Genomic DNA, 6,495 nt, shown 5'->3' with positions numbered 1-6,495 from the left:
GTGCTGATCGCGGCCTGGATCGCCTCGTCGACGACGGGGTTGCTGTAGCGGCTGAAGTTCCAGCGTCCGGCCGGGACCTCAGCACCCACGGCTGCGGTGGAGCCGACGGTCGTGCCGCCGAACCAGTCGCGGTAGATCTGGAACGGGTCTGCGACGGAGGTGCCGACGACACCGCCGACGATGAGCTGGAAGTCTCCGCCCTGGCGGGCATCGGAGAACTCCTGCCACTGCACGGTGGATGCCGTGACCTTGATGCCGGCAGCATCCGCCTGCTCGGCGATCAGCTTGGCCGCGTCGTTGTAGTCGGTCCAGCCGTCGACCGAGATCAGGCTGAGCTCGATCGGCTTGCCGTCCTTGGCGTAGTAATCGCCGTCCTTCGTGTAACCGGCGGCTTCGAGGATCTCGCCCGCCTCCGCGGCGTTCGCCTCCTGCGGGCTGACCTCGTTGGCGGAGTCGGCCACCCACTTCTCGTCGCGCGGCAGCAGGGCGAACGTGGGCGAGATGTCGCCGGTCAGACCGACGAACGCCTTGTCCTTGATCGCCGCGCGGTCGATGGCGACGTTGAGCGCCTGACGCACCGCGACGTCGGTCTGCGGACCCGTGCAGCCGAGCTCGGTGTTCGAGCACGTGTAGAGCACGGTCGGGTCCTGCGGGGTGTTGATCCAGTCGATCGCGCCGTTGCCCGTGACGTCGTCGGGGTTCGGGATGAACATGCCGGTCCAGTCGAGCTTGCCCGCAGCGAGCAGATCCTGAGCCGTCTGGTTGTTGTCGACGGCGATGTACTGGACCTTCTTGACTCCGAGCTCGTCGGCGTCGCGGAAGTTCTCGTTGGCGACGAGCGTGTACGACTCGCTCGTCGTCTTGTCGACGACGTACGCACCCGAGCCCACGGGCTCCTCGTTCGCGAAGTTCGCGAAGTCGGTGACCTCCGACCACACGTGCTTGGGAAGGATGTAGGTCGAGCCGAGTCGCTGGAACTCGGTCGTGTACTGCGCGCTCGAGTAGGTGAGCACGACGGTGGTGTCGTCGGTCGCCTCTGCTGAGACGAGACCGTTGCCCTCGGGGTTGTTCGCCTCGTAGGTGAACGAGAACGCGACGTCGGCGGCGGTCAGCGGCTCTCCGTCGCTCCACTTGAGGTCGGGCTTGATGGTGATCGTGATCGCCGTGCCGTCGTCGTTGTACTCGTAGGAATCGCCGATCAGGCCGACCGGTTCGGAGTCGGCCGTCTTGTTGAAGAAGAACAGCGGCTCGTAGATGGGTCCGAGCGCACCGTGGAGCACGGTCGGCGCGAACGGGTTGTAGTTCGCGGTGATGGGGGTCTGGCTGCCGGCCCAGACACGAAGCGCGCGGTCGCTGTCGCCACCGCTCCCCTCGTTGCCGCCGCCTGCGCCACAGGCCGTCAGGCCCAGGACGAGGACGGAGGCCCCCGCCACTGCGGTGAGCGCGATCTTGCGCCTTCCGTTACGGATCATTCTGTATTTCCTCTCGGTGCTGCACTGCAGGAGGGATTTCTCCGGGTGGAGACGAACTCCGGGAACGGGGCTCGTAACAGATCCCGGAAAGGGATTTGTTAGGACAGTAACCTAACAAATCCCTTTCATAGCGACAAGAGTCCAGAACGCTGGTATATAACGTTTCGGCCTCAGGGTCTGGCTCGTCATGGAGATGCACTAACAGTCGCGATGACACTAAGATCGATTCCGGAGGTTAAGGTAACCATGACTCAAAGCCAGGGCATCGACGTCGCGGTGTCGACGGTGATCCTCACGCTGAGGCGCACCGACGACGGCACACCCGTGCTCGCCCTCCCCCTCGTCCTGCGAACTCGAGAGCCTTTCGCCGCGCAGTGGGCTCTGCCGGGAGGATGGCTGACCTCGACCGAGTCCCCTGTCGATGCCGCGGCACGCACGCTGGCGGAGACCACGGGACTCACCCCCAGCTACCTCGAGCAGCTGTATGCCTTCGGGGCGGTGGATCGCTCGCCCAGTCGAGTGGTCTCGATCGTGTACTGGGCGCTGCTGCGCCAAGACGATGTCGATGCGCAGAGCGCCGCCCATCGGGCATCCGGCAGGGCACCCGAGAACGTGCGCTGGTTCGACCTCGACGAACTCCCGCCGCTCGCCTTCGACCACACGAAGATCATCGACTATGCGCTGTGGCGCCTGCGGAGCAAGGTCGGCTACAGCCGCGTCGCCCACGGCTTCCTTCCCGCCGAGTTCACACTCGCCGATCTTCGCGAGGCGTACGAGGCGATCCTCGGAAGACACCTCGACCCCGCGAATTTCCGGCGTCAGGTCGAGGCTGCGGGCAACCTCATCCCCACCGACCAGTTCCGCACCGGCAGCCACCGCCCGGCCCGCCTGTACCGCTACAACACCGACGTCGAGCTGGCCGATCACGGCCCCCTCGGCCCCGAAGAGACGAGCACCCGATGAGCATCACCTTCGTTCCGAGCCAGGCCGTCACGACTCGCGATGCGTCGGTCGACCACGCGATCCAGTCGATCGTGTCGGGCGCATCGACGGACGCCACGTGCTCCACCGACCTCGCCGTCGGCCCCTGGGACTTCGACACGCGGCCCGGCTACGGCCCCGGCTCGTCGATGGGCGATGTGATCCCGACCGGCGCTCCGCGCCAGGGCGAGCTGCCGGCGGCGTACCGCGAGGCCGGCGAAGACGAGCTCGACGAGCGCATCCGGGCGGCGAAGGCGACGCTCGGAGACCGTGCCGTGATCCTCGGTCACTTCTATCAGCGCGAGGAGGTCGTGCGGCACGCCGACTACGTCGGCGACTCGTTCCAGCTCGCGACGGCGGCGAAGGAGCGTGCGGATGCCGAGGCCATCGTGTTCTGCGGTGTGCACTTCATGGCCGAGACCGCCGATCTGCTCTCCGGACCCGACCAGGCCGTGATCCTGCCGAATCTCGCCGCCGGGTGCTCGATGGCCGACATGGCCGACATCGACCAGGTCGAGGAGTGCTGGGAGCAGCTCGCCGACGTGCTCGGCGACCTCGACGCCGAGGACGAAGACGGGCGGGTGCCGGTCGTCCCCGTCACCTACATGAACTCCTCTGCGGCCATCAAGGGCTTCGTCGGCAGGCACGGCGGGATCGTGTGCACCTCCTCGAACGCCCAGACCGTGCTCGAGTGGGCTTTCGAGCGCGGGCAGCGGGTGCTGTTCTTCCCCGACCAGCACCTCGGACGCAACACCGCCAAGGCCATGGGCGTTCCCCTCGACCGGATGCCGATGTGGAACCCGCGCAAGGCCCTCGGCGGCTCCACCGGATCCCAGCTCGTCGACTCTCGAGTGATCCTGTGGCACGGGTTCTGCTCGGTGCACCGCCGGTTCACCGTGGGCCAGATCGACCAGGCGCGTGCAGAGCACCCCGGTGTGCGGGTGATCGTGCACCCGGAGTGCCCGATGGACGTCGTCGACGCTGCCGACGAGGCCGGTTCCACCGACTACATCCGCCGCGCGATCGCCGCAGCGACCACTCCCACGACCTTCGCGATCGGCACCGAGATCAACCTGGTGCGCCGCCTGGCTGCCCAGTTCCCCCAGCATGAGATCTTCTGCCTCGACCCCGTGGTCTGCCCCTGCTCGACGATGTACCGAATCCACCCGGGGTACCTGGCGTGGGTGCTCGAAGAGCTCGTGGCGGGTCGCACCCCGAACCGCATCACCGTGACAGCCGACGTGGCCGACCCCGCTCGCACAGCGCTCGAGCGGATGCTGGCGGCGAAGCCGCCTGTGGCGGCGAGCGCACGATGAACGTCGTCGTCGTCGGCTCGGGCATCGCCGGCCTCACGGCGGCTCTGCATGCGTACGAGGCAGGACACGCTGTCACGGTGGTGACGAAGGGGGCGCTCGGCGACGGATGCACGAGCCTTGCCCAGGGCGGCGTCGCCGGCATGTACGGCGCAGCCGATTCAGCCGCGCAGCATGCCGCAGACACCCTGGTCGCAGGCGCGGGCCTGTCGGATCCCGCCGCCGTCGACGTGCTCGTGCAGGATGCGGCAGCGCGGATCGCCGAGCTCATCGCCCGCGGCGTGGCCTTCGACCGCTCCCCCGAGGGCGACCTGATGCTCGGACGCGAGGCCGCGCACGCTCACGCGCGCATCGTGCACGCCGGGGGCGATGCGACCGGGCGCGCGATCGCTGAGGCTCTGGTCGCGGCGGTCCGCCGCACGGACATCACCGTCGTGGAGGGCGCCTTCCTCTCGGACGTGCTGCTCGACGACAGGGTCGCACGCGGCATCAGAACGCTGGTCGACGATGCGGAATCGGACCTGTCAGCCGACGCGGTGATCCTCGCGACGGGCGGTGCCGGCCACCTCTACGCCCACACGACCAACCCCGAGGGTGCCACCGGAGACGGCATCGCGGCTGCTCTGCGCGCCGGGGCGGCAGTCGCCGACCTCGAGTTCGTGCAGTTCCATCCGACGATCCTCGCCGAAGGCCCCGCCTTCCTCGTCTCCGAGGCCGTGCGCGGCGAGGGTGCGACCCTGCTCGATGCCGACGGGCGTCGATTCGTCTTCGACAGCCACCCCGACGGCGAGCTCGCCCCGCGTGACGTGGTGTCGCGCGCGATCGCACGTCAGGCCGCCGCTCAGGGATCCGCCGTGCGCCTCGATGCCACGATGCTCGCAGCCGCGACCCTGGCGAGCCGCTTCCCGACGATCGATCGGGTGACGCGGGCACGCGGATTCGACTGGTCGTCTCAGCCCATCCCCGTCACCCCGGCCGCGCACTATCTGATGGGCGGCGTGGTCACCGACCTCGATGGCCGCTCGACTGTGCCCGGCCTCTTCGCCGTCGGCGAGGTCGCGCGCACCGGCGTGCACGGGGCGAACCGCCTCGCATCGAACTCGCTCCTCGAGGGTGCGGTGTTCGGGGCACGCGCTGCCGCAGCACTCGGATCGGCGTGGCCACAGCCGATGCCGCACTCGCCCGCATCGCGGACCCGCGACGACGCTGTCGACGGGGAGCGCCCAATCGATGGATCCGACGGTTCTCGAGACGACTTCAGCCGCGCCGCCCTGCAGAGGCTGATGTGGGATGACGTCGGACTCCTCCGCTCCGACGAAGGGCTGCGACGCGCTCTCGACACACTGCGCACCTGGAGCGCTGCACCCCGCGGCGCCCGCACGGTCGCCGAGCGCGAGGACGCCAACCTGCTCATGCTCGCCACAGCGACAGCATCCGCCGCCCTCGCCCGCACCGACTCCGTCGGCGCACACTTTCGCGAACCCCTCCGCTCACCCGTCTTGGAGACCGTCTGATGCTCACCCCCGCCCACATCACCCGCGTCGTCGGTGCAGCACTCGAAGAGGATGCTCCGTGGGGAGACATCACCAGCACGACGCTGCTGCCTGCCGACTCGACGGCGACCGCCGACCTCGTCGCCCGTGAGAGCGGGGTGTTCAGCGGAGGCGCCGTCTTCGCTGCGGCGTTCGCCCTGACCGACCCGTCGCTCACGGTCGACGTGCACGTCGGCGACGGCGACCGGTTCGCCCCTGACGACGTACTCGCCTCGGTCTCGGGCTCTGCGCGAGGGGTTCTCGCCGCCGAGCGCATCGCGCTGAACTTCACGCAGCGCATGAGCGGGATCGCCACGATGACCGCCGACTACGTGCAGGCGGTCGACGGCACCTCGGTGCGGATCGCCGACACGCGCAAGACCACGCCGGGGCTGCGAGCCTTCGAACGCCATGCGGTGCTCTGCGGCGGCGGGCACAATCATCGGTTCTCACTCTCAGACGCGGTGATGGCGAAGGACAACCACCTCGCGGTGCTTCAGCGTTCAGGCGTCGACCTCGCCACGGCGCTCCGTGATGCGCTCTCGCGTCTCCCGCACACGACCCACGTGATCGTCGAGGTCGACCGGCTCGATCAGATCCCTGCCGTTCTCGACGGCGGTGCGCACACCGTGCTGCTCGACAACTTCTCGCTCGACGACCTGCGAGCAGGGGTCGCCCTGATCGGCGACCGGGCGCAGACGGAGGCATCCGGTGGCGTGACCATCGACACCGTCGCAGCGATCGCGGCGACCGGGGTCGATGTGATCTCCGTCGGGGCGCTGACGCATTCCGCTCGCGCGCTCGATCTCGGCCTGGACGTGCGGATCGACTGAGCCGATGCTCTACCTCGACCATGCCGCGACGTCTCCGGTGCGACCCGAAGTGCTCGAGGCGATGCGCCCGTACCTCACCGGGGTGTTCGGCAACCCCTCGAGCCATCACACGGTCGGCGAGGCTGCGGCGAGCGCTCTCGACGATGCGCGCAGGCGCGTGGCCCGGATTCTCGGGATGCGGACCGGCGACGTCGTCTTCACGGCAGGCGGGACTGAGGCGAACAACCTCGCGGTGAAGGGGATCGTGCTCGCAGCCCTCGCAGCCGAGCGGCGGCATCTCGTGGTCTCCCCCATCGAGCACGAGTCGATCCTCGAGTCCGCCGACTTCCTGCGCCGCTTCCATGGGGTGGACGTGTCTGCGGTG

General features: G+C 68.7%; 6 protein-coding genes. 5 read left to right on the top strand and 1 reads right to left on the bottom strand.

Features of this window, described 5'->3' with window-relative positions; translation table 11 throughout:
- On the bottom strand, window positions 1–1,472 hold a 1,472-nt coding region (locus J7E68_RS11080), incomplete at its 3' end, for an ABC transporter substrate-binding protein (protein ID WP_215172574.1).
- A 246-nt stretch (window positions 1,473–1,718) separates the two neighbouring features.
- Between J7E68_RS11080 and J7E68_RS11075 the strand changes: the two genes are divergently transcribed.
- The 5 genes from J7E68_RS11075 to J7E68_RS11055 all read left to right on the top strand — a co-directional run.
- Window positions 1,719–2,435: an NrtR DNA-binding winged helix domain-containing protein gene (locus J7E68_RS11075; protein WP_215172572.1), complete on the top strand. Its 717-nt coding sequence runs from the start codon at window positions 1,719–1,721 to the stop codon at window positions 2,433–2,435.
- Entirely contained in the window at window positions 2,432–3,769 is a 1,338-nt protein-coding gene (gene nadA / locus J7E68_RS11070; RefSeq protein WP_215172570.1) for a quinolinate synthase NadA, read from the top strand. The genes J7E68_RS11075 and nadA overlap by 4 nt, the downstream gene beginning before the upstream one ends.
- Complete coding sequence (gene nadB, locus J7E68_RS11065; RefSeq protein WP_215172566.1) at window positions 3,766–5,280, top strand: L-aspartate oxidase; 1,515 nt, start codon at window positions 3,766–3,768, stop codon at window positions 5,278–5,280. Before nadA ends, nadB begins: the two co-directional genes overlap by 4 nt.
- Complete coding sequence (gene nadC / locus J7E68_RS11060) at window positions 5,280–6,131, top strand: carboxylating nicotinate-nucleotide diphosphorylase (protein ID WP_215172564.1); 852 nt, start codon at window positions 5,280–5,282, stop codon at window positions 6,129–6,131. Before nadB ends, nadC begins: the two co-directional genes overlap by 1 nt.
- 4 nt (window positions 6,132–6,135) lie before the next feature.
- Window positions 6,136–6,495 (top strand): aminotransferase class V-fold PLP-dependent enzyme (locus J7E68_RS11055; RefSeq protein ID WP_215172562.1); only part of this gene is annotated, 360 nt, incomplete at its 3' end.

Origin of the sequence: Microbacterium sp. ISL-103, from assembly GCF_018613995.1 — a bacterium.
Lineage (GTDB): Bacteria > Actinomycetota > Actinomycetes > Actinomycetales > Microbacteriaceae > Microbacterium.
This window is presented reverse-complemented; position numbering and strand designations above follow the sequence as displayed.